The 26,686-nt window shown below is 73.2% G+C and carries 28 protein-coding genes; 18 read left to right on the top strand and 10 right to left on the bottom strand.

Annotation, left to right across the window (positions count from 1 at the left end):
- Nucleotides 1-17: 17 nt before the first annotated feature.
- Both Sspor_RS04535 and Sspor_RS04530 read right to left on the bottom strand, forming a co-directional pair.
- On the bottom strand, nucleotides 18-488 hold the full coding sequence (locus Sspor_RS04535) for a hypothetical protein (RefSeq protein ID WP_202197869.1): 471 nt from the start codon (nucleotides 486-488) through the stop codon (nucleotides 18-20).
- A 280-nt stretch (nucleotides 489-768) separates the two neighbouring features.
- Nucleotides 769-1,221, bottom strand: coding sequence for a MarR family winged helix-turn-helix transcriptional regulator (locus Sspor_RS04530; RefSeq protein WP_202197868.1), 453 nt, complete (start codon nucleotides 1,219-1,221; stop codon nucleotides 769-771).
- Nucleotides 1,222-1,428: 207 nt separating this feature from the next.
- Between Sspor_RS04530 and Sspor_RS04525 the strand changes: the two genes are divergently transcribed.
- From Sspor_RS04525 to Sspor_RS04515, 3 genes are all read left to right on the top strand, one after another.
- A complete protein-coding gene (locus Sspor_RS04525) occupies nucleotides 1,429-2,661 on the top strand; it encodes an MFS transporter (protein WP_202197867.1) in 1,233 nt (410 codons plus the stop codon).
- 56 nt (nucleotides 2,662-2,717) lie between these two features.
- Complete coding sequence (locus tag Sspor_RS04520; protein ID WP_202197866.1) at nucleotides 2,718-3,152, top strand: GlcG/HbpS family heme-binding protein; 435 nt, start codon at nucleotides 2,718-2,720, stop codon at nucleotides 3,150-3,152.
- A gap of 62 nt (nucleotides 3,153-3,214) precedes the next feature.
- Nucleotides 3,215-4,861, top strand: a complete 1,647-nt coding sequence (locus Sspor_RS04515) for a beta-N-acetylhexosaminidase (RefSeq protein WP_202203476.1) — start codon at nucleotides 3,215-3,217, stop codon at nucleotides 4,859-4,861.
- Between the two features lie 104 nt (nucleotides 4,862-4,965).
- On the opposite strand, the gene Sspor_RS04510 is transcribed toward Sspor_RS04515, so the two are convergent.
- A complete protein-coding gene (locus tag Sspor_RS04510) occupies nucleotides 4,966-5,274 on the bottom strand; it encodes a DUF3040 domain-containing protein (protein ID WP_202197865.1) in 309 nt (102 codons plus the stop codon).
- 114 nt (nucleotides 5,275-5,388) lie between these two features.
- Nucleotides 5,389-6,207: an endonuclease I family protein gene (locus Sspor_RS04505; RefSeq protein WP_202197864.1), complete on the bottom strand. Its 819-nt coding sequence runs from the start codon at nucleotides 6,205-6,207 to the stop codon at nucleotides 5,389-5,391.
- 217 nt (nucleotides 6,208-6,424) lie between these two features.
- Here Sspor_RS04505 and Sspor_RS04500 point away from each other — a divergent pair, with 217 nt between their 5' ends.
- Nucleotides 6,425-6,991: a DJ-1/PfpI family protein gene (locus Sspor_RS04500; protein WP_202197863.1), complete on the top strand. Its 567-nt coding sequence runs from the start codon at nucleotides 6,425-6,427 to the stop codon at nucleotides 6,989-6,991.
- A 117-nt stretch (nucleotides 6,992-7,108) separates the two neighbouring features.
- On the opposite strand, the gene Sspor_RS04495 is transcribed toward Sspor_RS04500, so the two are convergent.
- Entirely contained in the window at nucleotides 7,109-7,927 is an 819-nt protein-coding gene (locus Sspor_RS04495) for a glutamate ABC transporter substrate-binding protein (RefSeq protein WP_202197862.1), read from the bottom strand.
- A 470-nt stretch (nucleotides 7,928-8,397) separates the two neighbouring features.
- Between Sspor_RS04495 and Sspor_RS04490 the strand changes: the two genes are divergently transcribed.
- The gene (locus Sspor_RS04490; RefSeq protein WP_202197861.1) at nucleotides 8,398-8,940 is read left to right on the top strand and encodes a TerD family protein; all 543 of its coding nucleotides are present in this window, start codon (nucleotides 8,398-8,400) and stop codon (nucleotides 8,938-8,940) included.
- 160 nt (nucleotides 8,941-9,100) lie between these two features.
- Here Sspor_RS04490 and Sspor_RS04485 read toward each other — a convergent pair whose 3' ends face one another.
- The gene (locus tag Sspor_RS04485; RefSeq protein ID WP_202197860.1) at nucleotides 9,101-9,733 is read right to left on the bottom strand and encodes a TetR/AcrR family transcriptional regulator; all 633 of its coding nucleotides are present in this window, start codon (nucleotides 9,731-9,733) and stop codon (nucleotides 9,101-9,103) included.
- 153 nt (nucleotides 9,734-9,886) lie between these two features.
- Between Sspor_RS04485 and Sspor_RS04480 the strand changes: the two genes are divergently transcribed.
- From Sspor_RS04480 to Sspor_RS04445, 8 genes are all read left to right on the top strand, one after another.
- On the top strand, nucleotides 9,887-10,753 hold the full coding sequence (locus tag Sspor_RS04480; protein ID WP_202197859.1) for a phosphatase PAP2 family protein: 867 nt from the start codon (nucleotides 9,887-9,889) through the stop codon (nucleotides 10,751-10,753).
- Nucleotides 10,750-11,640 (top strand): hypothetical protein, encoded by an 891-nt coding sequence (locus tag Sspor_RS04475; protein WP_202197858.1) that lies wholly within the window; start codon nucleotides 10,750-10,752, stop codon nucleotides 11,638-11,640. Before Sspor_RS04480 ends, Sspor_RS04475 begins: the two co-directional genes overlap by 4 nt.
- A 76-nt stretch (nucleotides 11,641-11,716) precedes the next feature.
- Complete coding sequence (locus tag Sspor_RS04470) at nucleotides 11,717-11,983, top strand: GlsB/YeaQ/YmgE family stress response membrane protein (protein ID WP_202197857.1); 267 nt, start codon at nucleotides 11,717-11,719, stop codon at nucleotides 11,981-11,983.
- Between the two features lie 423 nt (nucleotides 11,984-12,406).
- Nucleotides 12,407-12,547, top strand: coding sequence for a hypothetical protein (locus Sspor_RS04465; RefSeq protein ID WP_202197856.1), 141 nt, complete (start codon nucleotides 12,407-12,409; stop codon nucleotides 12,545-12,547).
- Nucleotides 12,548-12,551: 4 nt separating this feature from the next.
- Nucleotides 12,552-13,031, top strand: coding sequence for a ribonuclease E activity regulator RraA (gene rraA / locus Sspor_RS04460; protein ID WP_202197855.1), 480 nt, complete (start codon nucleotides 12,552-12,554; stop codon nucleotides 13,029-13,031).
- Between the two features lie 136 nt (nucleotides 13,032-13,167).
- A complete protein-coding gene (locus Sspor_RS04455; RefSeq protein WP_202197854.1) occupies nucleotides 13,168-14,799 on the top strand; it encodes a peptide-N4-asparagine amidase in 1,632 nt (543 codons plus the stop codon).
- Nucleotides 14,800-14,826: 27 nt separating this feature from the next.
- On the top strand, nucleotides 14,827-16,530 hold the full coding sequence (locus Sspor_RS04450; RefSeq protein ID WP_202197853.1) for a serine/threonine-protein kinase: 1,704 nt from the start codon (nucleotides 14,827-14,829) through the stop codon (nucleotides 16,528-16,530).
- A gap of 62 nt (nucleotides 16,531-16,592) precedes the next feature.
- On the top strand, nucleotides 16,593-17,498 hold the full coding sequence (locus tag Sspor_RS04445) for a phytoene/squalene synthase family protein (RefSeq protein WP_202197852.1): 906 nt from the start codon (nucleotides 16,593-16,595) through the stop codon (nucleotides 17,496-17,498).
- 22 nt (nucleotides 17,499-17,520) lie between these two features.
- On the opposite strand, the gene Sspor_RS04440 is transcribed toward Sspor_RS04445, so the two are convergent.
- Both Sspor_RS04440 and Sspor_RS04435 read right to left on the bottom strand, forming a co-directional pair.
- Nucleotides 17,521-18,243 carry a transglycosylase SLT domain-containing protein gene (locus Sspor_RS04440; protein ID WP_202197851.1) on the bottom strand — a complete coding sequence of 241 codons (723 nt, stop codon included), beginning with the start codon at nucleotides 18,241-18,243 and terminating at the stop codon, nucleotides 17,521-17,523.
- Nucleotides 18,244-18,637: 394 nt separating this feature from the next.
- Entirely contained in the window at nucleotides 18,638-19,558 is a 921-nt protein-coding gene (locus Sspor_RS04435) for a dihydrodipicolinate synthase family protein (RefSeq protein WP_202197850.1), read from the bottom strand.
- Between the two features lie 71 nt (nucleotides 19,559-19,629).
- Here Sspor_RS04435 and Sspor_RS04430 point away from each other — a divergent pair, with 71 nt between their 5' ends.
- From Sspor_RS04430 to Sspor_RS04420, 3 genes are all read left to right on the top strand, one after another.
- Nucleotides 19,630-20,562: a LysR family transcriptional regulator gene (locus Sspor_RS04430; protein ID WP_202197849.1), complete on the top strand. Its 933-nt coding sequence runs from the start codon at nucleotides 19,630-19,632 to the stop codon at nucleotides 20,560-20,562.
- A 74-nt stretch (nucleotides 20,563-20,636) separates the two neighbouring features.
- Nucleotides 20,637-21,722: an S-(hydroxymethyl)mycothiol dehydrogenase gene (locus tag Sspor_RS04425; RefSeq protein WP_202197848.1), complete on the top strand. Its 1,086-nt coding sequence runs from the start codon at nucleotides 20,637-20,639 to the stop codon at nucleotides 21,720-21,722.
- 160 nt (nucleotides 21,723-21,882) lie between these two features.
- Nucleotides 21,883-23,187 (top strand): alpha/beta fold hydrolase, encoded by a 1,305-nt coding sequence (locus tag Sspor_RS04420; RefSeq protein WP_202203475.1) that lies wholly within the window; start codon nucleotides 21,883-21,885, stop codon nucleotides 23,185-23,187.
- Nucleotides 23,188-23,391: 204 nt separating this feature from the next.
- Here Sspor_RS04420 and Sspor_RS04415 read toward each other — a convergent pair whose 3' ends face one another.
- Nucleotides 23,392-24,210: an MBL fold metallo-hydrolase gene (locus tag Sspor_RS04415; RefSeq protein WP_202197847.1), complete on the bottom strand. Its 819-nt coding sequence runs from the start codon at nucleotides 24,208-24,210 to the stop codon at nucleotides 23,392-23,394.
- Nucleotides 24,211-24,228: 18 nt separating this feature from the next.
- Between Sspor_RS04415 and Sspor_RS04410 the strand changes: the two genes are divergently transcribed.
- Both Sspor_RS04410 and Sspor_RS04405 read left to right on the top strand, forming a co-directional pair.
- Nucleotides 24,229-24,990, top strand: a complete 762-nt coding sequence (locus tag Sspor_RS04410; RefSeq protein ID WP_202197846.1) for a PIG-L deacetylase family protein — start codon at nucleotides 24,229-24,231, stop codon at nucleotides 24,988-24,990.
- A 71-nt stretch (nucleotides 24,991-25,061) separates the two neighbouring features.
- The gene (locus tag Sspor_RS04405) at nucleotides 25,062-25,895 is read left to right on the top strand and encodes an enoyl-CoA hydratase/isomerase family protein (protein ID WP_202197845.1); all 834 of its coding nucleotides are present in this window, start codon (nucleotides 25,062-25,064) and stop codon (nucleotides 25,893-25,895) included.
- Here Sspor_RS04405 and Sspor_RS04400 read toward each other — a convergent pair.
- Nucleotides 25,882-26,682: a hypothetical protein gene (locus Sspor_RS04400; RefSeq protein WP_202197844.1), complete on the bottom strand. Its 801-nt coding sequence runs from the start codon at nucleotides 26,680-26,682 to the stop codon at nucleotides 25,882-25,884. The two genes, Sspor_RS04405 and Sspor_RS04400, sit on opposite strands and share 14 nt — an antisense overlap.
- Nucleotides 26,683-26,686 lie beyond the last annotated feature (4 nt).

The following is a 26,686-nucleotide window of genomic DNA, read 5'->3' as shown; positions in this document are numbered from 1 at the left end:
GGCGGGGAGGGCGGTCGTCATGGTGCGCCTCCGTTCTCGAAAGCGTCGATCAGGTCGCTGATGCTGTCGTGGTTGGCGGCCTCGCCGACCCACTTCCCGTCCACGGTGAATACGGGCACGGTGTCGCGGTCGGCGTCGAAGACCGTCGCGTAGTTGCCCCAGCGCTCGATCATGAGGTCGTACGGCACGGGCGCGGGGGCAGCGTGCAGAACCTCCAGGGCGTCGACGGTGATCTGGGCGGAGGCGCCCGGGGTGTCAGGCTGGACGACGGTGCCGGTGACGCGCAGGAGGTCGTCGGGCTGGATGTCGCGCAGGAGGACGTCGGCGATGCGCGGGTCGCCGGTGGTGCAGGCGTACGCGACGTCAGGGGTGTCGGGATCGCGTCGACGTAGCCGTCTACGGCCAGGTGTGCCCGGGGGTTCATCATCGGGCCTCCGCCCGGGCCTTGGCGGTGCGCGGCGTACGGGGTAGGGGGGTGTGATGCGCACGGAGAAGGAGCTCGCAGTTGCGCTGCTGCTGAGTGGGGGCGATCGGGCGGGCCTTGGGGCGGTTGCGGTGCCAGAGCGGCGAGGGCGGCGGTTCCGGGTAGGCGAGGGCGTGGTCGACGTCGCGGTGGCGCATTACGGTGGACCACGAGGGCCTCCTGAAGTTGGCGTAGATGTCGCAGTCCACACCGAGCCAGAAGGCCCTCACCCATTTCAAGAACCCAGCACGCGTGTCACCAACGTCCCGGGACAACACACCTAGGCCGTGTCCGCGGCGGCGGGTTCAGCCCCGGAGGTTCTCCACCGCCGCGACCAGCGGCGCGAGTTCCGGTGTGTGCGAGGCCTCGTCCAGGGCCTCGCGCAGGGCGGTGTCGTTGGTGGGGCGGGCCGCGGCCAGCAGGGCCAGGCCCGCCTCGCTCACGTCGGTGTAGATGCCCCGCCGGTCGGTGTCGCAGATGTAGCGGTTCAGCAGGCCGCGGTCCTCCAGCCTGCTCACCAGCCGGGTCGTCGCGCTCTGGCTGAGCACCACCGAGTCGGCGACCTGGTGCATCCGCAGGTGCCCGCCGGGGCCGTTGTGCTGGCGGCTGAGGACGTCGAGCAGCGAGTACTCGCGCACGCTGAGGCCGTGGCCGGCCTGCAGGGCCCGTTCGATGTGCGCCTCTATCCGCCCGTGCAGGAGGGAGAGGGCGCACCAGCCCTGGGAGAGGGCGGTGAGCGCGCTGTCCGTGGCCGTCATGGGCTCCTCCATCGAAGCGTCCCGGGCTGGGGTCTGTGACCACCAGGATAGTCCACATCCGCAATAGCCCGCGCTTGCAAATATCCCGCGTCTGCAATTAATGTGGACGCATGCAAGCGGCGACCGCATGCAATCGCCCCCGATCGCGATCGAAGCCGTCGTCCCGCCGCACCCGCACCACCCCCTCCCCTGAAGGACACCTCCCCCATGCCTCTCGCACTCCTCGCCCTCGCCGTCGGGGCCTTCGGGATCGGCACCACCGAATTCGTGATCATGGGCCTGCTCCCCGAGGTCGCCGGTACGTACGGCGTCTCGATCCCCGTCGCGGGCTTCCTGGTCACCGGCTACGCCCTCGGCGTCGTCCTCGGCGCGCCCCTCATGACCGTGCTCGGCACGCGCGTTCCCCGCAAGCGCATGCTGATGCTGCTCATGGGCCTGTTCATCGCGGGCAACGTACTCTCGGCCCTCGCCCCCGCCTTCGGCGTCATGCTCGCGGGCCGCGTCGTCGCCTCACTCGCCCACGGCGCCTTCTTCGGCATCGGCGCGGTCGTGGCCGCCGAACTCGTCGCCCCAGAGAAGAAGGCCGGCGCGATCGCCATGATGTTCACGGGGCTGACGGTGGCCAACGTCATCGGCGTCCCGCTCGGCACCTTCGTCGGGCAGACCCTCGGCTGGCGCGTCACCTTCCTGATCGTCGCCGCGCTCGGTGTCGCCGGTCTGCTCGGCATCGCCCGGCTGGTACCCGAGCTGCCCCGTCCCGAGGGCGGGGTACGGATCCGCCGCGAGCTCGCCTCCTTCCGCAACGTCCAGGTGCTGCTCGCGATGGCGATGACCGTCCTCGGCTTCGGCGGCGTCTTCGCCGCGATCACCTACATCACCCCGATGATGACCGACGTGGCCGGCTTCGCCGACACCTCCGTCACCTGGCTCCTCGTCCTCTTCGGCCTCGGCATGGTCGCCGGCAACCTCATCGGCGGCCGGTACGCCGACCGCGCGCTCATGCCGATGCTGTACGTGGCCCTGGGCGCCCTGGCCGTCACCCTCGCCGTCTTCACCCTCACGGCCCACACCAAGGCCGGCGCCGCCGTCACCCTCGTACTGATCGGCGCCCTCGGCTTCGCCACCGTGCCGCCGCTCCAGAAGCGCGTCCTGGACCAGGCCGCAGGCGCGCCCACCCTGGCCTCGGCCGTCAACATCGGCGCCTTCAACCTCGGCAACGCCCTCGCCGCCTGGCTCGGCGGACTCGTGATCGCCGCCGGCCTCGGCTGGACCGCCCCCAACTGGGTCGGCGCGGCACTGGCCGCCTCCGCCCTGGCGCTCGCCCTCGTCTCCGGCGCACTGGAACGCCGTACGGCGCTGCGCGCGGCCCCCAGCGACCGGGGCACCGTCGTGGCGGCTGGAACACCCGGGGCGACCGAGCCCGTCCCCGCCCACCACTGAACCGCCCCCTTCCGCCTGCCCCCTTCCGCCTGCCCCACCGCAAGGAGAAGCACCGCATGCCCACGCCCACCGCCACCCGCGCCGCCGTCGTTCCCCTGACCACCGAGGACGCCGAGCTGCTCGTCGCCACCGCCACGGCCGCCGCCGAAGCTGCCGGGGTCACGGTCAGCGTCACCGTCCTCGACGCCGGCGGCCACCTGCTCGCCTTCCGCCGCGACGACCGCGCCGTCCTGATCAGCGGCGAGACCAGCACCCGCAAGGCCTTCACCGCGCTCCAGCTGAACGCCCCCACCGCCGACCTGGTCGAAGCCGTCCAGCCCGGCGCCCCCTTCCACACCCTGCCCACGGCCCTCGACCGGCCCCTGCTGTTCATCGCCGGCGGGCTGCCCGTCCACCGCGACGGCCGTCTCATCGGGGCCATCGGTGTCGGCGGCGGCGCCCCCGACCAGGACCACGGCTTCGCCACCGCCGCGCGGGACGCCCTCGGCTGAGACCTCCGGGTCGCGCGCCCGTGTCCCCCGTGCCACGTTGGTACGGGGGACACGGGCACATGATGAGCACACCGAGACGGCACAAGAGGGTCCGCGCGAGCGTGACGGCTGCGGTCGCCGCGCTGGTCACCCTTGCCCTCCCCGGCTGCACGGCCGCCTCGGACGAGGCGCGCGCCCCCGGTGCCCCGGACGCCTCCGCCCAGGCCTCTTCCGCCAGAGCGGCCGGCCGGGCCGAGGCCGCCCCCACCCCCACCCCCACCCCCACGCCGACCCCGTCCTACCCCCTGTCCACCGCCCCGCGCACCATCCCGGCGGTACGGGAGCACGTGCCCGCCCGCGGCCCCGGCTGGAAGCCCACCCCCGACGCCCGCGTGGTCGTCGCCCCGGACGACACCGCCGCCCTCTCCGACGAGGCCCGACTGCTCGCCGGTGAGCTGAACATCGGATACGGCGCGGCGGCGGCGCCGCGCGCCGGCGACGTCCAGCTGTCCCTGGACGCCGGGGCCGGGGGAGGGCCCGAGTCGTACACCCTCGACGTCAAGGACGGCCGCGTCCGGATCAACGGCCCGGACCAGGCCGGGGTCTTCTACGGGACCCGCACCCTCAAGCAGGCGGTCAAGAGCGCAGGTTCGGCCCCCGAGGGCACCGTGCGCGACGCACCCGCCAAACCGCAGCGCGGCCTCAACCTCGACATAGCCCGCAAGCCCTTCACCGCCGACTGGATCGAGGACCGGCTGCGCGAGATGGCCGACCTCAAGCTCAACCAGCTCGGCCTGCACTTCTCCGACGACCAGGCCTTCCGCATCCAGTCCGACACGCACCCCGAGATCGTCTCCACCCCGCACCTCACCAAGGCCCAGGTCCGGGAGATCAACGCGCTCGCCTCCCGGCTGCACATCACGGTGGTTCCCGAGATCGACTCGCCCGGCCACCTCGGCGCGGTCCTGCGCGCCCACCCCGACCTGCAGCTGCGCGACACGCAGGGACGGGCGGTGAAGGGGGCCGTGGACATATCCAACCCGGCCTCCGCCAAGCTGGTGGACGAGCTGCTGCGCGAGTACATCCCGCTCTTCCCCGGCGGAGCCTGGCACCTGGGCGCCGACGAGTACCAGGCACTGGTCTACCGCGACCCGCAGGCCTCCTTCCCCCAGCTCGCCCGCGCCGCCCAGCAGCGGTACGGGCCCTCGGCGCGGGTCCAGGACCTGGCGACGGGCTGGCTGAACGACCGCGCCGACGTGGTCCGGCCGTCGGGCAAGGCGCTGAAGGCGTGGAACGACGGGTTCTTCGCGGGCGGAGTGACCAGCGCGGCCAAGGACATCCAGGTCGAGTACTGGACCGGCAAGGAGAACGGCGCCCGGCCGCCGCTGGAGTACCTGCGCGAGGGCCGCAAGCTCGTCAACCTCAACGACGAGTTCCTCTACTACGTGCTGGGGGAGCCCAACCAGTTCACGTACCCCACTGGGAAGCGGATCTACGAACAGTGGACCCCGCTCGTACTGCGCGGCACGACCCCCGTCCCGGCTTCCTACGGGCCGCAGATCCTCGGCGGGCGCCTCGCCGTCTGGAGCGACCTGTCCGGCGCCCAGACGCAGGCCCAGGTGGCCGCGGGCATCCAGGCCCCGCTGGCCGCGCTCTCCCAGAAGGTGTGGGACGCGCGCACCCCCCAGCTGCCCTGGTCCGAATTCAAGGCCCTTGCCGACCGGCTCTGACCGGTCACGGATCTTCCCGGTCGCGGATGGTCACGGATCTTCCCGGGGGCCGGCGAGGTGCCGTGCCGGGCGGGCCGGGCCCGGCAAGATCCGGAAGAGACGGCCTAGGGCCGCCCCGTACGGGCGGCACGCTGCCGACGGCGCCGCAGCCACTGGCCGGCCAGCGGCAGCGCCAGGAGCACCGCCGCCGTCCAGACGGCGGCGAAGATCCAGATCAGGAGCCGGGAGACGGTGACGGAGGCCGCCACGAACAGCACCGCCGCCACCACACCGAGCAGCCAGGCGGCCACGGTGCGGTGACGGCGGTGGGACGTGGACCGCAGGATCCGGTCGAGGGAACGGTCACCCTTGAGTTCGGCCTCGATCGCGGAGAGGGCGCGCTGCTCGCGATCGGAGAGTCCGGCTCCGTCCATCACGACGTACCTCCGACGACTGCTGCCGTCGGGCGCGGGTCGCAGCCGCTGGCCTGGGAATACCCTGCCTGACGCGGCCCAACCCCCGGAGGACGCCGTGACTGCGGGACCCGGTCACCAGATGGAGTTGACCCACTCCGGGTGGTCGATGAACGGGTTGCGGTTGTGCTGGTACTGGTCGAATATGACCTGGTTGCGGCGCTGCTCGAAGGCGTCCGGCGGGTCCATCTGGTTCCACTGCTTCAGCAGGCTGATCCGGCCCATCGCGGGAGCCGAACCGTTGTTGACCTTGTCGTTCGGCTCCAGGTCGGCGAAGCCGTCGCCTCCGTCGTAGCGGACGGCCATGTACAGCAGCATCCGGGCCACGTCGCCCTTGACCGCGTCGCGCGGCTCGAAGGAGTCGGCGTCGGTCAGGCTGCCCGGCGCCTCGCTGACGGGGCTGCCGCCCTTGTCGAAGTCCTTGTTGCCCCGGGTGCTGTTGACGGTGACGTCCTCGGGGCGCAGGTGGTGCAGGTCGGTGCCGGGGCCGGTGGCGGTGCCGAAGTCGCCGTGGCTCTTGGCCCAGACGTGCTCGCGGTTCCAGTCGTTGACCCCACCGCCGTTCGTCGACTTGGACTGGGAGCGGCCGGAGTAGACCAGGATGACGTTGTTGGGGTTCGCCGGGTCCTGGTCGGTCACCTTCAGGGCGTTCCACACGCCGTCGTAGGTCACCTTGGACTGGGTCTTGATGATGTTGTGCAGGGCGGTCTTCAGGGCGGGCCCGGTCTTGCCCTGGGCGCTCGCGTAGTAGTCCGCGTACGGGTCCGCAGCGGCGGCCGTCGCGTCCTCGGTTGCGGTCGTGCGCTGCTGTCCGGCGGACGCGGCCGCCGGTACGGCGAACAGAGCGGCGGCCGCGAGGCAGGCCGCCCAGGGGGTCAGGCGCGAGATTCTCATCGGGTGGGGGGTACCTCTCCATACGCACCGTCTCCGCCCGGGGAATTGGCGGAGTGTCAGTGGCAGAGCGAGGGTCACATTGTCATGTGCCGAACAGGTGAAAACCATGTGTCGGGACTGGGTGATCTTCGTGTGTGCCGGTCGCGCGCCGCGGGCAGGGTAGCGGTGGCCCCGGTGGGGCCGGAGCGACCATGACCAGCCCGATCGGGAGCAGCCCATGGCAGTGAAGATCCTCATCGTGACCGGCGACGCGGCCGAGTCGCTGGAGGTCCTGTATCCGTACCAGCGCCTGCGCGAGGAGGGGTACGAGGTCCACATCGCGGCCCCGCAGGTGAAGAAACTGCGTTTCGTGGTCCACGACTTCGAGGAGGGATTCGACACCTACACCGAGAAGCCCGGTTACACCTGGCCCGCCGACCTGGCCTTCGCGGACGTCGTCACCGAGGACTACGCGGCCCTGGTCGTCCCCGGCGGCCGGGCGCCGGAATACCTGCGCAACGACCCCGAGGTGCGCCGGATCCTGGCCGCCTTCGCGGAGTCCGACAAGCCGATCGCCCAGATCTGCCACGGCCCGCTGATCACGGCCGCGGCCGGAGGCCTGGCCGGCCGCCGGGTGACCGCGTACCCGGCGCTGGAGCTGGACATGAAGGCGGCCGGCGCCGAGTTCGAGGACTCCGAGACGGTCGTCGACGGCACCCTGGTCTCGGCCCGGGCGTGGCCCGACCACTCCAGGTGGATGCGGGAGTTCCTGACCGTGCTGCGCGGCAAGGCCCCGGTGGCCTGAGCGGGACAACGGATCGCACGGACGGCCGTGACCCCCTCGCACAGGGGTCACGGCCGTCGGGTCGTGTCGGCGGGGCCGGTTCCGACCAGGTCGTCGGGCGGCGCCGCCCGACGGCCGTCAGCTCACGGGGGTGATCGCCGGAGCGGGGTCGTACTTGTAGTTCGCGCCGAAGTTCTTCTTCACGGCCGCCTCCCAGGAGCCGTCCGCGACCATCTTCTTCAGCGCGTCGTTGATCTTGCGCTGGAGCTCCTTGTTGCCCTTCTTGACGCCGATGCCGTAGTTCTCGTTGCTCAGGTTCTGGCCGAGCAGCTTGAACTTGCCCTCGTTGCCCTTCCGGGCGGCGTACCCGGCCAGGATGGAGTTGTCGGTGGTCATGGCGTCGACCCGGCTCTCCTGGAGGGCGACGACGCAGTCCGAGTACCCGCCCATCTCCAGCAGGCCCGCCTTGGGGGCGAGGTTGTTGCGGAGGTTCTCGGCCGAGGTGGAGCCGGAGACCGAGCACAGGCTCTTCGAATTGAGGTCCTCGGCCTTGTTGATCGAGCGGTCCTCGGCGCGGGTCAGCAGGTCCTGGTGCGCGACGAAATACGGGCCGGCGAAGTCGACCTTCTCCTTGCGCTTCTCGTTGATCGAATAGCTCGCGACGACGAACTTGACCTCGTTGTACTGGATCAGCAGTTCGCGGTCGTTGCTGAAGACCTGCTTGAATTCGATCTTGTTCGCCTTGTAGCCGAGCTCCTTGGCGACATAGGTGGCGACGTCGACGTCGAATCCGGAGAAGGTGCCGTCGGTCTCCCGCATGCCTATGCCGGGCTGGTCGAACTTGATCCCGATGGCGAGGGTCCCGTCCCCCTGGTCCCCATCGCCGAAAACGCACCCGGAGGCGGTCAGGGCGATCGCGATCACTGCGGCGACCGCACCGGCCTGGGGAACCTTCATGCTGCACTCTTTCCTGGGGAACGCGGGACGCGCCACCGGGATCGCCGGAGGCGTGTGGAACCGCGCGTATACGGGGGGCGTCGGGACACGTGTACGAGGAAGCTAGGAAGTGGACGGGCTTACCGTCACTAGATTTGAGCAAAACTTGAGGATAACGATCCGGGTCAGCCGCGGATCGTGCGATTGGCCGGCGTTGGATCGGGGCAATAGGCGGCGACGCAAGGGGTGTGGCGCGAATAGGCGGAAAAGCGCCGCTATGGGGTGAAGTGGCGCGCATCATGTCTGCCCGTACCCCGCGGCTGCCGGAATCCGGTACGGACGCCCTTCCGTCGGGGGATCCGGAGCCGTGACCAGGGCCGGGCCGCATGGCCGAACCGGCCTAACTGGCCGAAAACGTACGATCGTTCGTACCGGGCCGGGGGCTCGTGGGATCATCGGCGGGCAATGCCTGTGGACGAAGGGGGAGTTCGGTGACCGGTGTACGCAAGGGGCTGGCCAGGGTGGAGTTCGCGCTGCGGTGGGACCCCAGCCCGGCGGGCACGCCCGCGAACGACCTCGACATCGTCGCCGCGGTCTACGGCGGCGCCGACCTCCACGGGACGCCCGTCCAGCTGGTGCACTTCGGCAGCCGGTCGCCCGACGGAACCATCACCTTGAACCGGGACAGCCATACCGGCCAGGGCTTCGGCTTCGACGAGGTGATGACCATCGAACTGGACCGGATGGCGACGGGGTCGAGCCGGGTGGTGGTCGGCGTGGTCATCCAGAACGCCGAGGCCGGCCACGCGGGCCGTACCAAGACCTTCGCCGACATCGGCGGCACCGGGTTCCGGATCCGTGAGGGCCACACCGACCTCGCCCAGGGTGACTTCGCGGACGTGGCCACCGCCACCGCGGCCACCGTCGCCGAGTTCACCCGCGACGCCTCGGGCGCCTGGTCGTTCGACCTGCGCCTGCACGGCTTCGAGGCCGACCCGGAGGCGTTCGCCCGGACCATGGGCGCGCTCCGCTGAGGCCGGCCGCCGCCGGGACCGGTGCCGAGCCGCGCGGACCGGGCGGCGGCCACCCCTGGGGTGAGTGGCCGCCGACCGGTCCGGGTGGCGCGCTGCCGCCGTCCCCACGAGGCAGCGCGGGCAGGTCGCCGTCAGGTCATCAGGACGGCGGCCCGCCGGTTCAGGGGGCCTGGTCGGCCGGGGGGCCGGTGGGGAGGGAAGGCGCGAGGCCCAGGGACGGGAGCATCACGGCGTCGACGAACCGGACCAGGTAGTCGGCGTCCGCGTACCGCCCTTCCAGTACCGGGCGGATCCGGAGCACACCCATCAGCTGGGCGGGCAGGAACTCCACGGCCGGATGGTCCGCGGCGATCTCGCCCCGCGCCACGGCCCGCCCGACCATCTCGGCGAACGCGGCCAGCTCCGGCTCGACCAGTGCCTCGCGCAGTGCGGCCTGGAGCTCCTCGTCGCTGAGCACGGCGTGCCCGAGGGCCTGCGTCAGCCGGGTGTCCCGGCCGGAGGTGCCGGCCGCGATCCGGGCCGCCTCGCGCAGATCGCCCGCCAGGGACCCGGTGTCCACGGCGACGAAGGGGCCGCGGCGTCCCGCGCGCAGCGCGGCGGCGACGAGCTGGGGCTTGGTCTTCCACTGCCGGTAGAGCGTCGACTTCCCGCAGCTGGCCCGGGCGGCCACGCCCTCCATGGTCAGCGCCTCGTAGCCGTGCTCGCGCAGCTGCTCCAGGACGGCGTCGTAGAACTCCTGCTCACGCTCCGGTGTGATCTTGGAGCGGCGCGCGGGGGCCGGTGTCGACGTCATGGATGCGGCTCTCCTCGGGGTCGCCTCGACGGCAGGTTCCACTACGGAAGTGTACGGGAACGCGACCGTATCGGTACACCAGCGTATCGATACGCCAATGTATCGATACACTGGCGTGTCGCTGTGCGCGTAAACAGGAAGAGAGACCGGGGGATGAGCTCCCACACCACACCTGCCGGGCCGGCAGCCGGACCGAGAGCCGCGCGCCGCCGACTCGTCCGCGAGCTGCTGCTCGTCGCGGGATTCTTCACCGTCTACAAGGCGGGCCGGCTGCTCTCGACCGACCGCACCGAAGAGGCCTTCCGCAACGCGGCGCGAATATGGGACGCCGAGCGCTTCCTGCACCTGCCGGGCGAGGGCGCGATACAGCGGCTGCTGCTGCACGGGGACGCCCTCGTCACCACGGCGAACACCTACTACGCCGGCGTCCACTTCCCCGCGACCGCGCTCTTCCTGATCTGGCTCTACGTCCGACGCCCCGCCCACTACCTGTGGACGCGCCGCGTACTCGCCGGACTCACCGGAGCCGCCCTCGCCCTGCACCTGGCCTTCCCCCTCGCGCCCCCGCGACTGCTCGACGCCGCGCGGCTCATCGACACCGCACAGGTCTACGGGCCCACCGTCTACAAGGCCGCACCGGCCGAGGACACCCTCGCGAACCAGTTCGCCGCCATGCCCTCACTGCACTTCGGCTGGGCGCTGATGCTCGCGCTCGGCATGATCGCCGCCACCTCCTCGCGGTGGCGCTTCCTGTGGCTGCTGCACCCGCTGCTGACCCTCCTCGTGATAGTCGGCACGGCCAACCACTACTGGCTCGACGCCGTCGTGGCCGCGGTCCTCCTCTGGGCGGCGCTGCTGCTCATCCCGAAGCCACGCACGAGCGACCCGGGCCACGACCCGGACCACCACCCGGATCGGGGTGCGGACCCGGAGGCGGGCCCGGAACCCCGACAGGACATCCCCGTACGAGGCCTGCCGCGCCCGCGGAGCGCGGACGCGGCCGTAGGAGCAGGACAATGAACGACACCGCCCTCGCCGTCGGGCTCTGCCTCGCTTCGGCCGTGGCCTACGCGGCCGCCGCCGTAGCCCAGGAACGGCTCGCCCGGGCCGCCGTCGCACGCACCGCCAAGGCCCTGCTGGGCTCCGGCGCCTGGTGGTGGTCGGCCGGGCTGAACGCCGCCGCGGCGCTGCTGCACGCCGCGGCCCTGCGCTACGGCCCCCTCACGCTGGTGCAGCCGCTCGGCGCGCTCACCCTGGTGGCCGCCGTCCCACTGGGTGCGCGCAGGTCCGGCCGCCGGGTGGCCGCCACCGAATGGCGCGGCACCCTGGCCACCGTCGCCGGGCTGGGCCTGCTGCTGCTTCCGGCCTCCGGGCCGGCCCCCGACGACACCCTCACGCTGATCGAGGCGCTGGCCGTCTCCGGCGCGACCCTCGTGGTGATCCTCATGCTGACCGCGGACAAGGACCCGCGTTCGGGCCTGCGCCACGCGACCGCCTCAGGGCTGGCCTCCGCGGCGGCCTCCGCCCTGACCCAGACGGTGGCCGTGGCGGCCGGTCGCGGCGGAGCGCTGCTCAGCTTCCGGGTCGTCGCGGTGGCCGTGCTCGTCATGGTGTTCGCGGTCGGCGGGATGCTGCTCTCGCAGCGGGCCTACCGCGGCGGACTCGGTGCCCCGCTGGCCGTGGTGAACCTGGCCAACCCGCTGGCCGCGGCCGCCATCGGCATGGTCCTGCTCGGCGAACGGCTGCAGGGCGGGGTGCCGGGACTGGTGCTGGCCGGGGCCGGAGCCTTCCTGGCGGCACGCGGGGTGCTCCTCCTCACCCGGACCCCCGCCGCGGGGGCGGGTCCGGGCGCCGGTCCCGGCCCGGGCGCCGAGCTTCCCGTACCGGTCGGCCGCGTGGCGGTCTGAGCGTCGGAGAACCGTTCCGCCCCCGGGCGCGTCCTCCCGGGAGAACGCCCGAACGACTGAAGCGGAGTGACTGGACATGGGGATCGTCAGCTGGATCATCCTGGGACTGCTGGCCGGGGGCATCGCCAAGGTCCTGCTGCCCGGCCGGGATCCCGGTGGCCTGATCGGCACCACCCTCATCGGCGTCGCCGGAGCCTTCATCGGCGGCTGGCTGTCGGCGAAGGTCCTGGACAAGCCCATCACGACCGAGTTCTTCGACCTCGCCACCTGGGGCTCCGCCATCGCGGGCTCGCTGGTCCTGCTGATCGCGTACCGCATCCTGTTCGGCAACTCCCGCAACTGACCCGGCCCCACGCGCCCGCCCGCCGCCCCGGCCCCTGATCGCCTTCCTCTTCGGGGCCGCCACGTCCCTGTACGCCCTCGGCGGGCTGCTCGGCCGGCAGCTCGGACCCGCCCAGCGGCTGCTGCGCGAGGACGCCGCCGCCGGGCGGGTGCACGCCGTGCGCGTCCGGATCGGCATCGCCGTACGGGACGACCCGGGCCGCCCGGGCGCCGCCGGCCGAGCCGGCCGGATCCGCGCCGACGCCTCCCGACGCCTCCCGACGCCTCGAACCGAGCCCGCTCGCGCCCGGCGACGTCCGGCCGCCCGTCGGGTTCCGGCCGATGTCAGGCTCCAACTTCCGGAGCGCCACCGGCGACTAGCACCTCGCCCAGGCGGCCGCTCGACTCCTCGGCCCCGACCGCCCCCAGGCTCAGGGCCGTCCCGGTGCCTGTGGCCCTGTTCCTCGCGGTGTGCGCGGGCGTGCTCGTCCTCGGCGCGGGCCTGCGGATCAGCGGCCATGCGACCGCCGACTACGCTGGCCGCACCACCGCGACGTACGAGCACGAGCAGCGAGGAATCCGGTAGCCAGATGAGTGTCACCCCCGTCCCCACCGCAGACCTGTACGACGAGTACGGCGAGTCCCTGGCCATCTGCGCCACCGGGTTCCGCCAGTTCGGCGGCCGCCGGCTCTTCGCCGGCCCCGTACGGACCGTGCGCTGCCACGAGGACAACGCGCTGCTGCGCACCCTCCTGCACACGCCGGGCGAGGGCGCGGTCCTCGTCGTGGACGGCGGCGGCTCGCCGCGTACCGCCCTCGTCGGCGACCTCATCGCGGGCGCGGCCGAGGCCAACGGCTGGGCCGGCCTGATCATCAACGGCTCGGTCCGCGACAGCGTCGCCCTCGGCGGACTCGACTTCGGCGTCAAGGCGCTCGGCACGGTCCCGCGCAAGAGCGGCAAGACCGGCGACGGCGCGGTCGACGAACCCGTCACCATCGGCGACGTCACCTTCCGTGCCGGGGACACCGTCCACGCGGACGACGACGGCGTGGTCGTCCTGCCCCGCTGACGTCCGCACGGGCCTCGACGGGACCGAACGGATCGGACGGACCCGGCGGATCAGGACGACCGGAGGGCCGGAACCGGCCAGGGCCGCGCCACCGGCCCTGGCACGGCCCCGGCGAGCCGCGTTTCACTGCGGGCCCATGAGACGACGACGACACAGGATCACCGGCCTGCTCGGCGCGATCGCGCTGACCGCCGCCGCCCTGGCCGCCGCGGGACCCGCGTACGCCGGGACCCCGGCCGCCGACCCGCCGCCCGCCGAGTTCGGCACCGACTGGCACGACCCGCTCACCGCGGCCCCGCCCGTCGCCCGGCCCGCCACCCGGTCCTGCCAGGTGACCCTCGCCGAGGCGCAGTTCCGCGACTTCACGCCCTACCGGGGCAGCTACACACCGCCCGCCGACTGCGGTGCGGCCGGCTGGGCCAAGGTGGTCCTGCGCCTCGACGGCAAGGTCAAGGGCCGCCAGTACGACCGCCTCGGCCACCTCGCCCTCGGCGGGGTCGAGATCCTGCGCACCTCCACCCCGCAGCCCTCGCCCGACGGCATCACCTGGTCCGTCGAGAAGGACGTCACCCGCTACCGCGACACCCTCGCCCGCCCGCAGCCCGTCGAGATGCTCATCGGCAACGTCGTCGACGACACCTACACCGGTGTCATCGACGTCAAGGCGACCCTGACCTTCTACGCCGCCGACGGCCGCAACCCGGCCCCCGACACCCCCGACCGCGTCCTGCCCCTGACCTCCCCGTCGGTCACCACCCCGCGCAACACGGAGCGCCTCCTCGCCGAGGTGTACGCCACCGGCTCGGGCGGCGGCTGCGAGGAGTACTGGTACATGACCACCCCGGACGCGGCCCCGTACTCCTGCAAGGCCGCCGACGGCCCGTACCGCGAGGTCCGCGTCTCGGTCGACGGACAGCTCGCCGGCATCGCCGCGCCCTTCCCCACCGTCTGGACGGGCGGCTGGTCCAACCCCTTCCTCTGGTACGTCACCCCCGGCCCGCGCGCCTTCGACGTCCAGCCGATCCGCTACGACCTCACCCCCTACGCAGGCCTCCTCAACGACGGCCGTCCGCACCGGATCGAGGTCTCGGTGGCCGGGGTCCCGGCCGGCCAGAGCGGTTGGAGCACCCCCACCAACCTGCTGCTCTGGCAGGACGAGGCCCGGGCGGTCGTCACCGGCGCCCTGACCCGGCACGAGCAGAGCGATCCGGGCGGCCACTCCCGCTGGACCCCCGCGGCCCCCGGCGGACAGCACCGCCTGGACACCGAGGGCGGCCACCGGCTCACCGTCGCCGGACACCTGAACACCTCCCACGGCCGCGTGGCCACCACCGTCACGCGCGCCGTGCGGAACACCTCCGTGCACCGCTGGACCGACGGCGAGAACCAGGACGCGCTCGCCGCCACCTGGACCGACGAGGAGGACGTGACGCGCGGGCCGGTCACCACCCGGACCGCCCGCACCTACACGATGGACGGCGAGACCACCCTCGGCGCCGGCGACCGGCTGCGCACCGTCCTGTCGCTCGGCGACCGGGCCGACACCGTCACCCGGCGCGGCGGCCGGACCGTCGACAACTCCCGTCTCGACGACCGGTACACGGGCGACGCCACCTACACGGCGAACGTCCCGCGCGACCAGCGGCACGCGGTCGCCACCACCTCCACCCGATACCGCTTGTACGGGTCCGCGGTGCCCGGCGGCTGTTACGACCGGACGCTGGCCACCGTCCAGGGGACGCTCACGGCGGACCGCCTGCGCTGCTGAGCCGGCCGCCCCCTACGATGAGCGCCCATGGATACGAGTGAGGCCGGCAGACAGCTGATCGACGGCCGTTTCGAGCTGGTCGCACCGCTAGGCAGCGGCGGCATGGGTACGGTGTGGCGCGCCCGCGACATCGCCCTGCACCGCGAGGTCGCGCTCAAGGAGGTGCGCCCGCCGGACCCGGCCACCGCCGCCGCCCAGCCGGGCCTCGCGGACCAGATGCGCGAACGCGCCGTCCGCGAGGCCCGCGCCCTCGCCCGTCTCGCCCACCCCCACGTGGTGACGATCCACCACATCGTCGAGCCCACGGAGGGCACGGACGGGCACCCGTGGATCGTCATGGAGATGGTCCGGGGCGGGTCCCTGCACGACCGCCTGGAGTCCGGCCCCATGCCGCCCGCCGACGTGGTGCGGCTCGGCCTCGACGTGCTGTCCGCGCTGCGCGCCGCCCACGCCGAGGGGATCCTGCACCGCGACGTGAAGCCCGCCAACGTGTTGCTGCGCCCCGACGGGTCGGCCGTGCTGACCGACTTCGGCATCGCCGCGCTGCACGACTCCACCGGACTCACCGCGACCGGCGTGCTGATCGGCTCCCCGGAGTACATCGCGCCCGAGCGGGTCCGCGGGGAGGAGGGGCTGGCCGCCTCCGACCTGTGGTCGCTCGGCATGCTCCTCTACGTGGCCGCCGAGGGGACCAACCCGCTGCGCCGGGCCACCAGCCTGGCGACGGTCGTCGCCGTGCTCGACGAGCCGATCCCGGCGCCCGTGCGCTCCGGCCCGCTGGCACCCGTACTGGAACGGCTGCTCGTACGGGACCCGGCCGCCCGGCCCGACGGGGCCCAGCTGGAACAACTGCTCCGGGCCGCGAGCGCCGCTTTCGGATCCGGCTACGGGGCGCCGGGCGCCGCGCCGGCCGTCTCCGCACCGGCGGTCTCCACGCCGGGCGCACCGGCCGCGCCCGGCGTCCCGGGTCAGTACGGCCCGTACGGCGGCCCGTACGGATCGCCCACCCCGCCGCCGTTCGGCCAGGGCGCTTCCCCCTACGCGGCTCCCACCACGCCCGTCGGGCTGGCCCCCGCAGCGCGCAGGCGCCCGGCTCTGATCGGCGCCGTGCTGACCGTGGTGCTGGCGGCCGCGGTGGTCGGGATCGTCCAGTTGATGCCCGACGGGAAGTCCGGGGACGACGACGCGGCCGACTCCCGCGCCACCCGGCCCGCCGTTGCCACCGCGGGCGGTACCCCGGCTTCCACCCCCGCTGCGAAGGCGAGTGCGTCCAAGGCCGGCACGGCCCGCGGCAGCATGCTCACCCCGGAGAACATCCGGATCGCCCTGGACGCGCTCAAGGAGAAGACCGGCACCACCACCTTCGTGGACCTCAAGGTCTACGAGGGCTACGTTCTCGCCAAGATCCCCACCGCACCCGGCGCCGAGACCGTCGACGCCTGGCAGTACCGTGACGGCGCCGCCCGGCGCACGGGCCCGGACGGCACCGTCGGGGAGGGCAAGCCGCTCATCGACATGGCCGCGGTCAACTGGGACGCGCTGCCCAGCCTGTTCGAGCAGACCAAGAAGGAGTCGGGCGTCGAGAAGCCGACCATGACCTATGTGGTCGTCGAGCCCTGGATGATGGACCAGGTCCCCTGCATGCGGCCCTACCTCATCGACGAGTACGGTCGCGGCGGCTATGCGCTCGCCGGTGTCGACGGCAAGGTCAAGAAGGTCACCAAGTTCTGACATCGTCATACCCGTGCGTGCGTACGCACGTGCGGACCGACGCGTTCAGGAGTACGACCACGATGCCCAGCTGGCGCACCACCCTCACGGGGGCCGGCATTTCCGGCCCCCGGCTGCGCGACGACTACACCCACGCCGCGCGCCGGGTGCTCCGCCGCGAGCCCGCCCCGTACCTGGCGCTGCGGCTGCTCGCCGCGCCGCCGCTGGTGCCCGCCCTCGCCGCAGGTCTCGCCTTCATGAACCTGGTCGACGACGTCGCCGAGACCGGTACCCCGCAGCAACGGGCGGCCGGTCTCGCCGCGTTGTCCGAGCGGGTGGAGGCGGCCCTGACGTCCGGGGACAGCCCCGACCCGCTTCTGCGGGCCTACGCGCACGCGGTGGACGCCCGCGGCCTGCCCCCGCACTGGGTCTCCCGCTTCCTGAAGGGCGCGGCCACTGCCGAGGCGGGCTTCGACGGCTTCGCCGCGGAGGAGGACTTCCAGGCCTACCTCGACGCCTACGCGTGGCCCGGGGTGCTGGTCTTCACCGGACTGCAGTACCAGGGCGGCCCCGACCCGGAGCAGGCCGCGGGCTGGCGGAGGTTCGTCGACGCCGCCCAGCGCGTGGACTTCCTCGCCGATCTCCGCGAGGACCTCGCGGACGGCCGGCTCTGCATCCCGCGCGCCCGGCTCGACGAGCATGCGGTGACCCGCGCCGACCTGGAACAGGCCCGCGACACCCCGGCCGTGCGCGCTCTGCTGGCCGCCGAGTGCCGGCGTGCCCGTACGGCCCTGGACGCCACCCACGGCATCCTCGGCCTCGCCGAACCCGGGCTGCGTCCCGTCATCGCGACCATGACGGAGCTGATGGCGCACCAGCTGACCGCCGTGGAGCGGGCGGGGGTGACCGCCCTGCGGCGGGACATCGGCTACGGCCTGGCGGCGCCCCTGCGGATCCTCGTCCGCGCCGCCCGGCATCGCCCGGTGTGAACCGGCGCGGGTTTCCCGGCTTCTAGTAGGCCCCGTTGACGTTGTCGATCGAGCCGTACCGCGCGGCCGCGTAGTTGCAGGCGGCGGTGATGTTGGCGACCGGGTCGTAGGAGTTCTGCGAGGTGCCGGGCACGTGGTAGGCGCGGAAGGTCGGATCGATGACCTGGAGCAGCCCCTTGGACGGGATCCCGTTCTGGGCGTTGATGTCCCAGTTGTTGATCGCCAGCGGATTGCCCGAGGACTCCCGCATCACATTGCGGTGAATTCCGTTGTAGGAGCCGGGAATACCGTGCTTGGCCATGACGGCGAGGGACTCGCGGATCCACCCGTCGAGATTGTTCGGGTAGGCGGTCGCGGGCTTCGCGGCCGGCTTGGCAGCGGGCTGGGCGGCGGGCTTGAGGGTGGTCCGGGCGGCGGACCTGCTCGCACGTTCGGTCTCCGCCGGGGTGCCGAGCTTCAGTTTGATGCCGGGCCGGATGATCGACGGGTTGTCGCCGATGACGCTCCGGTTCGCCGCGTAGAGCTGCTGCCAGCCGCCGCTCAGGGAATGGTCCGCCGCGATCTCCGAAAGGGTGTCGCCCGCGACCACGGAATACGTCGTGGGGGCGGCGGCCGTCTCCGCCGCCCCGGCGGTGGTCGCGCTGATCAACGGGAGAGTGAGGGCCGCGCCACCGGTGCCGGCGAGAGCCAGCTTGCGGGTGATCCGGTACTGCTTCGGCCGACGGTGCTTACCCTTTGCAGGCATGGCGGAATTCCTCACGTGGGGGGACGGGAGATCCCGGGCGGCGGCCTTATCAGGCAGCTGACCACCAGGAACGAGGTGACCGTAGGTGAGCTCGCCACGTGGGAACAAGACCCGAATTCCACCGATAGATCGACATCTCGCTATCGGACGGGTAAATGACCTTGAAGGGGTATCGGTGCAATAGCCGATTCCCTTTCCGGGGAAAGGGAATCGGCTGTTTTCCGGAAATGATGTTGAGGTGTCCGGTGTGGCTCACATCACGGCTCGCCGACCGGACGGCCAATACGGGCAAGTCCGCCCTCCGGTGGGCTCATTCGGGCGACTGGCCCTTAGGCGGCGAATCGCCCATTCAGGACTCTTTCCGGCGGATCGCCGGCCGGTCTGCGCCCGCGGGTCACGCCAGCCGCTCCAGGGCCGCCGTCACGGCCGCCACCGCCCCCCGCGAGGCCGGCAGCAGGGGCAGCCGGACGTCCGGGGACGGGATCCGCCCCTGGGCGTGCAGGACGCCCTTGATCACCGCCGGATTGGGCTCGGCGAAGGCGGCCGCCGACATCCGGGCCAGCGCGTGCCCCAGCGGCCGCGCCCGGGCCGCGTCGCCCGCCCGCCAGGCCGCGGCGAGCTCCGTGAAACGGTCCGTCGCCAGATGCGCCGAGGCCAGGATCCCGCCCACCGCGCCCAGCGCCAGCAGCGGTGACAGGTACACGTCGTCACCGGCCAGCACCCCGAACCCGGCCGGCAGGTCACCGAGCAGCGCCACCGCGTCCTCGCCGATGCCACCGCCCGCGTACTTCACCCCGGTGACCCCCGGCAGCTCCCCGAGCGCCCGCAGCGCGGCCGCGTCCAGCGGCTGCCCCGTGCGGTAGGGGATGTGATAAACGATCAGCGGTACGGGGCTCACCTCGGACAGCCGCGCGAAGTGCGCCAGCACCCCGGCGGCCGAGGGCCGCACGAAGGGCGGCACGGTCACCAGCGCCGCCCGCGCTTCGGGCCACCGCGTCAGCCGGGTCAGCGAGGCCTCGGCGGCCCGGGTGCCGCCCGCCCCCGCGCCGACGGTCAGCGGCGCGCCCCGCTCGCCGCAGACGCGGGCGCACACCGACGTGACGAGGTCGCGCTCCGCCTCGTCGAGTCCGGCGGTCTCCGCGGTGGTGCCGAGCGCGACGATCCCGGTCGCACCCGCGTCGAGCACCTCGTGGGCCAGCGCCTCCAGCGCCTCGGCGGCGACGCCTCCGGCGCGGGTGAAGGGGGTGACGAGCGGTACGTGGATCCCGTGCAGCGGGAAGGTCTGTGCGATGCCCTGTGCGATGTCCTGTGCCATGCCCCCGAGCCTCGCCCGCTCCGAGGATCAAATCCAGTTCGCATTTCTTACCCGACCCGTAAGCTGAGCCGATGCTCGATGTACGACGCCTGCGCCTGCTGCGCGAACTCGCCCGCCGCGGCACCATCGCCGCCGTGGCCGAGGCCCTCGCCTTCAGCCCTTCGGCGGTCTCCCAGCAGCTCGGCGTCCTCGAACGGGAGGCCGGCCTGCCCCTGCTGGAGCGCACCGGCCGCCGGGTCCGCCTCACCCCGGCCGGCCAGAACCTGGTCCGGCACGCCGAGGCCGTCCTCGAACGGCTGGAGCAGGCCGACGCCGACCTTGCCGAGGCGCGCGGGGGCCTGGCCGGGGCCCTGCGGATCGGCGCCTTCCCGACCGCCACCCGGGCCATCGTCCCGGCCGCGCTGATCGCCCTCGCCCGGCTCCACCCGGGGCTGGAGCCGATGGTCTCGGAGACCGACCCGGCGGCGGTGGCCCACGCCCTGCGGGCCGGGGACCTGGACGTGGCCCTGGTGCACGCGTACGACTTCGTACCCGCCGAGCCCGAGCCGGGACTGGCCACCGAACCGCTCTACGGCGAGGCGATGTACCTGGCCGCGCCCGCCTCCGAGGCGCCCGGCCCGTCCGGGGAACCGGACCAGGGCGCGGTCCTGCGTACGCACGCCCGGGCACCCTGGATCACCGCCACCCCCGGCACGCTCTGCCACGCCATGACCGTCCGGGCCTGCCAGGCCGCCGGCTTCACCCCCCGAGTCCGCCACCAGGTCGACGAGTTCGCCACCGTGCTCGCCCTCGTCGCGGCGGGCCAGGGCGTGGCCGTCGTACCGCAGCTCGGGATCACGGGCCCGGCCGATCCGGCGGTACGCCTCACCCGCCTGCTCATGGAGCGCCGTACCAACCTCGCCTTCCGCAGCGGAGCCGGCGCCCACCCGGCCGTGGCCGCCTTCGGGACGGCACTTCGCGCCGCCGTACCACCGGATCTGGCCGGGTCGCGCGCCGTGAGGTGACACAACTCCCGTACGGCGTGGCATCCGTGTACGTTCGTTGATCCAGACGGATTCGATCAGAGCAGAGGTACGACGTGACGCATCGCGTACGAGGGGTCATCGCCCGGAGCAAGGGCGCACCGGTGGAGACGACGACGATCCTCGTGCCCGACCCGGGACCCGGCGAGGCCCTCGTCCGGGTGCAGGCCTGCGGGGTCTGCCACACCGACCTGCATTACCGCGAGGGCGGCATCAACGACGAGTTCCCCTTCCTCCTCGGCCACGAGGCCGCCGGAGTCGTCGAATCGGTCGGCGCGGACGTCACCTCCGTGGCCCCCGGCGACTTCGTGATCCTGAACTGGCGCGCGGTGTGCGGCACCTGTCGCGCCTGCAAGCGCGGCCGCCCCTGGTACTGCTTCGCCACGCACAACGCCACGCAGCCGATGACGCTGGAGGACGGCACCCCGCTCTCCCCGGCCCTCGGCATCGGCGCCTTCGCCGAGAAGACCCTGGTCGCGGCCGGACAGTGCACCAAGGTGGACCCGGCCGCCGCCCCGGCCGCCGCCGGACTTCTCGGCTGCGGCGTGATGGCAGGCCTCGGCGCCGCCCTGAACACCGGCAACGTCGGCCGCGGCGACTCCGTCGCCGTCATCGGCTGCGGGGGAGTGGGCAACGCGGCCGTGGCCGGAGCCCGGCTGGCCGGCGCCTCGAAGATCATCGCGGTGGACCTGGACGACCGGAAGCTGGAGTGGGCCCGCGGCCTGGGGGCCACGCACACCGTCAACGGGCGCACGGACGACGTGGTCAAGGCGATCCAGGGCCTCACCGGCGGCAACGGCGCGGACGTGGTCATCGACGCCGTGGGCCGCCCCGAGACGTACCAGCAGGCCTTCTACGCGCGCGACCTCGCCGGGACCGTGGTCCTGGTGGGCGTGCCGACCCCGGAGATGAAGCTCGAACTCCCGCTCCTCGACGTCTTCGGCCGCGGCGGCGCCCTGAAGTCCTCCTGGTACGGGGACTGCCTGCCCGAGCGCGACTTCCCGCTGCTCATCGACCTCTACCTGCAGGGCAGGCTCGACCTGGACGCCTTCGTCTCCGAGACCATCCCGCTCGACGGCGTCGAGGACGCCTTCGCCCGGATGGAACGCGGCGAGGTCCTCCGCTCGGTCGTCGAGTTCTGACAGCCCGTCCACCCCGTCCGCCCCGCCCGGCAGGTCCTGCCCGGCCGGGCCCGGCAGGTCCTGCCTAGACTCGGACCGCCACAACTCCCGCGCCCCCGCCGTCACCCGGCCGGGGGCGCGGTCCTTCCTCTCCTCGTACCCCTGGGGGCCGTCCGTGACCATCGCACACAGCTACCGCCAGCCCGGCACGGTCCTCACCGACCACCGGTTCGCCGTCCCCCTGGACCACGCCCGCCCGGACGGGGAGCGGATCGAGCTGTACGCCCGCGAGGTCGTGGCCGCCGGCAAGGACCCCGAGACGCTGCCGTGGCTGCTCTACCTGGAGGGGGGTCCGGGCTTCGGAGCCCGCCGCTTCATCGGCCGCCAGGCCTGGCTGCAGCGCGCCCTGGCCGAGTACCGGGTGCTGCTCCTCGACCAGCGCGGAACCGGCCGCTCCACCCCGGTGAACCGGCAGACCCTGCCCCTGCGGGGCACCCCCGACCGGCAGGCGGAGTACCTCGCCCACTTCCGTGCCGATTCCATCGTGCGCGACGCCGAGGCCATCCGCCCCGGCCTGACCGGCGGCGCGCCCTGGACCGTGCTCGGGCAGAGCTTCGGCGGCTTCTGCGCGACCCACTACCTCTCCACCGCCCCCGAGGGCCTGACCGCCGCCCTGATCACCGGCGGCCTCCCGTCCCTCACCGCCACCGCCGACGCGGTGTACCAGGCGGCGTTCCCCCGCATCGAGCGCAAGAACCGGGCCCACTACGCCCGGTACCCGATGGACGTCGAACGCGCCCGCCGGATCGCCGCCCATCTCGCGGAGCACCCGGCCGAACTCCCCGGCGGCCACCGCCTCACCGTCGAGGGATTCCAGTCCCTCGGCATCCTCCTCGGCGGCGGCGACGGCAGCCACCAGCTCCACTACCTGCTGGAGGACGCCTTCGTGACGACCCCCGGGGGACCCGCCCTCTCCGACGCCTTCCTGGAGAGCGCCCGCTCCCTGCTCTCCTTCGCCGGGCACCCGCTCTACGCGCTGGTCCACGAGGCGATCTACGCCCAGGACCCCGCCACGCCCACCGCCTGGGCCGCCGAGCGGGTGCGTGCGGACCACCCGCGCTTCGACGCGGGCAAGACGCTCGCCGGTGACGAGCCGCTGCTCTTCAGCGGCGAGACCATCCACCCCTGGCACTTCACCACCGACCCGTCCCTCGCCCCGCTGCGCGAGACCGCGGAACTCCTGGCCGCCCGTACCGGCTGGCAGCCGCTCTACGACCCGGCGCGCCTGGCCGCCAACGAGGTGCCGGTGGCCGCCGCCGTCTACCACGACGACATGTACGTGGACACCGCGCACTCGCTGGAGACGGCCCGCTCCATCCGGGGCCTGCGCACCTGGGTGACGGACGAGTTCGAGCACGACGGCGTCCGCGCCGGCGGCACCCGCGTCCTGGACCGGCTGCTGTCCCTCGTCCGCGACGAGGCCTGATTGCTGTCCGCTCAGGTCAATGGCTTGACGAGGGGCGGCTGTTCATCGCTCCCGCAGAAGTTGATCACACGGTTGGGGTGGGCGCTCGTACCCGGAGAACCGACCGATGTGTGGAGTGTGCATGCGGCGACCGCCACCGGGATCGGCGCCACCCCGCACACCATCGGCTGATGCCACCTCAGCCTGCCGGGCCGGCGCCCCCCTTCAGGGGCGCCGGCCCGGCGTCGTCTCTGCGGGCGGCTCCACGAACGCGCGGGTCAGGTGCGCGGTGGCCAGCAGGGCACCGCGCCGCCGGGCCAGCGCCAGCAGGTCCTCCCGGGAGGCCCGGGCGGTCCGCCGGTCGCGCTCGTGGGAGTACGGCACCGCCGGGTCGCCCAGCTGGACCGCGTGCACCAGTACGTCCCCGGTGACCACCACGTCCCGGGCCCCGGCACCCTGGTCCACCAGCACCGACTGGTGCCCCGGGGTGTGGCCGGGCGTCGGCAGCAGGGTGATGCCGGGGGCGGGCCGGTGGACGCCGTCCACCTCGTGCAGCCGCCCGCTCGCCCGGAGCGGAGCCACCGTCCAGTCCCACACCGGGTCCGCCCGGTCCAGCGCGGCCACCTCCGCGCGCTGGACGATGTACCGGGCCGCCGGGAAGAAGGGCTCCCCGTCGATCCCCGACGCCCAGCCCGCGTGGTCCTCGTGCAGGTGGGTCAGGACCACCGCCTCCACGTCGGCCGGAGCGATTCCGGCCGCCGCGAGGGCGTCCGGCAGCCGCCCCGGCACCGGTGCCCACGCGGCGGCGGGGGACTGCGCCGGCCCGACCCCGGCGTCCACCAGCAGCCAGCGGCCGCCGGGCCGGGCGACCGCGAAGCACCTGAAGGCGAGCGCCCAGGACCCGTCGGGCCCGGCCGCGCCGGGATCCAGCCGCCCGGCCCGCTCCCAGGCCGCCTCGTCCGCCCCGGGGAAAGCGGTGCGGGCCGGCTCGAAGAAGATCCCCGTGGCGTCGAGCAACGCCACCACCTGCCCATGACGGTCCATTCGCCTATTGTGCGAGACATGACCGAACAACCTGATCAGCAGCCCGCCTTGCAGCCCATGCCCGCCGACTGGACGCGGGCCCTCGCGGTGGTCGCGCACCCCGACGACCTGGAGTACGGGTGCGCCGCGGCCATCGCGCACTGGACGGACGGGGGCCGTGAATTCGTCTACCTCCTCGCCACGCGGGGCGAGGCCGGCATCGACAGCATCGCCCCCGCCGAGTGCGGCCCGCTGCGCGAGGCGGAGCAGCGGGCGAGCGCCGCGGTCGTCGGCGTCTCCGAGGTGGAGTTCCTCGACTACCACGACGGCGTCATCGAGTACGGCCTCGACCTGCGCCGGGACATCGCCGCGGCCATCAGGCGGCACCGGCCCGAGCTGATCGTCACCCTCAACCACCGTGACACGTGGGGCGGCGCGCAGGGCGGCGGCTACTGGAACACCCCCGACCACAAGGCCGTCGGCCGGGCCGTGCTGGACGCAGCCGGTGACGCCGGGAACCGCTGGATCTTCCCGGAGCTCATCGAGCAGGGCCTGGAGCCGTGGGACGGCGTGCGCTGGGTCGCGGTGGCCGGATCCGCCACCCCGACGCACGCGGTCGACGCCGGCCCGGGGCTGGAGCGTTCGATCAAGTCCCTGCTGGAGCACAAGGCGTACATCGAGGTGCTCACGGAACAGGACCCCGAGGAGTACGTCCGTACCTTCCTCACCGGGAACGCCCAGCAGGCCGCGGCCCGCTTCGGCGGGCGTCCGGCCGTGGCGTTCGAGGTCTTCCCCCGCTGACCGGCCACCCCTAGTCTGACGATCCGTCAGTTCGACGGTCGTCAGCCAGCGGGCCGGGGGTGCGGGACACGGTGATCGACACCATTTCCACGGAGATCGCGGAGGGTGAGGAGCGGATCCGGCTGGAGGTCGCGGACGGCCTGGCCGTCCTCACCCTGTGCCGCCCGGACAAACTCAACGGCTGGAGCTGGGAGTCCACCCGCCAGCTCGGCCTGCTCGCGGACCGGATCCGCTTCGACGCGTCCGTACGGGCGGTGCTGCTGCGGGCCGAGGGCCGGGCCTTCTGCGCGGGCATCGACGTGAGCGCCCCGGGCGGCGCTGTCACGGGCGGCTCCCCGGCCGAGCGCACCCGCAACTACTACGAGGGCATCCGCTGGGTGCACGAGCGGTTCGCGGTCCTGGCCCGCCTCCCGCAGCCGGTGGTGGCCGCGGTCCAGGGCTACTGCCTCGGCTTCGGCTTCGAGCTGGCGCTGATGGCGGATGTCCGGGTGGCGGCCGAGGACGCCGTCTTCGCCCTGCCGGAAGCCGGGCTGGGCGTGGCGGTGGACGCGGGCGGCGACCTGCGCATCGCCCGCGAGGCGGGTGCGGGCTGGGCCAAGTACCTGGCCCTGACGGGCCGGCGCATCGACGCCGCGACGGCGCAGCGGCTCCATCTGGTGCAACTGGTCGTCCCCGGCGGCGAGCTGGAGGCCGCCTCGCGCTCCGTGGCGCGGGAGATCGCCGCCAACGCGCCGCTCGCCGTCCAGGGCATCAAGCGGGCGATCGACGGGTATGCCGATGCGGCCCTGCCCGCGGCGCTCGACCGGGTGGCGATGACCGCGGCCCTCACCCTCACCTCGGAGGACTGCCGGGAGGGCTACTCCGCCAAGGCGGCCCGCCGGCCCCCGCGCTTCAGCGGAGGCTGAGCACGGGCCGGGTCGAGAACGCCTCGTACATGCCCGCGCCGTCCGGTCCGTACGCGAACTCGGCCGCGTACGGGTTGCGGTTGGCGGTGGCCAGCGGCAGCCAGCCGAGCAGGGTGCCGTACCCGCCGCAGACGGCCTCGCCGCCGTCCCCGCCGTGCACCGCTGTCGGGTCGCCGCTGAGCTCCGTGCGGTAGCTGTCGTAGGCGATGTGCAGCCCGAAGGCGTTCGGTTCGTGGCGCGGGCCGCCGCTCCCGTACGACGGCTCGTCCAGGGGGCACTCGTTCCCCCACCGGAACAGGGTGTCCGCCCCGGCCCCGCACGCGTGCTCCCACTCGTCGGCGCCGGGTATCCGCAGTCCGCGCGCCGCGAGCGCGGCCGGCAGGTCGGCCGCGGACCCGGTCAGGTGCTCGTCCTCCACGGCCATGAGCACGGTGGCCAGCGTGGCCGTGCGCGGCGGACTGAGCACGTCGGCGAGATAGGACTTCAGGTCGGGGTGCCCGTACCCGTACCCCTCGTCCGCGCTCTCCGCGTAGTCGGCGGCCTGGGCGGGCGTCGGCTCCCAGGCGTCCAGGTCGAACCCCAGCCGAACCGTCCCGCCGGGGACGAGGGCGAACTCCCGCCCCTCGCGCTCGACGCGTACCCGGTGCAGCGGTCCGCCGAGGTGGCCGACGGCGTCGAGCAGCACCACGCGGCCGCCCACCTGCGCCGCGGCCTCGTGGGCGACGCGTTCGGCGGCGGCCCGGTCGAAGGAGCGCCAGCGGTCGAGGGTCAGGTCGGCGAGAGACATGCCC

It is taken from the genome of Streptomyces spororaveus (assembly GCF_016755875.1).
In the GTDB taxonomy this organism is placed as follows: Bacteria; Actinomycetota; Actinomycetes; order Streptomycetales; family Streptomycetaceae; genus Streptomyces; species Streptomyces spororaveus.
The sequence above is the reverse complement of the archived record's forward strand: the minus strand, read 5'-3'. Positions and strand labels throughout refer to the sequence as shown.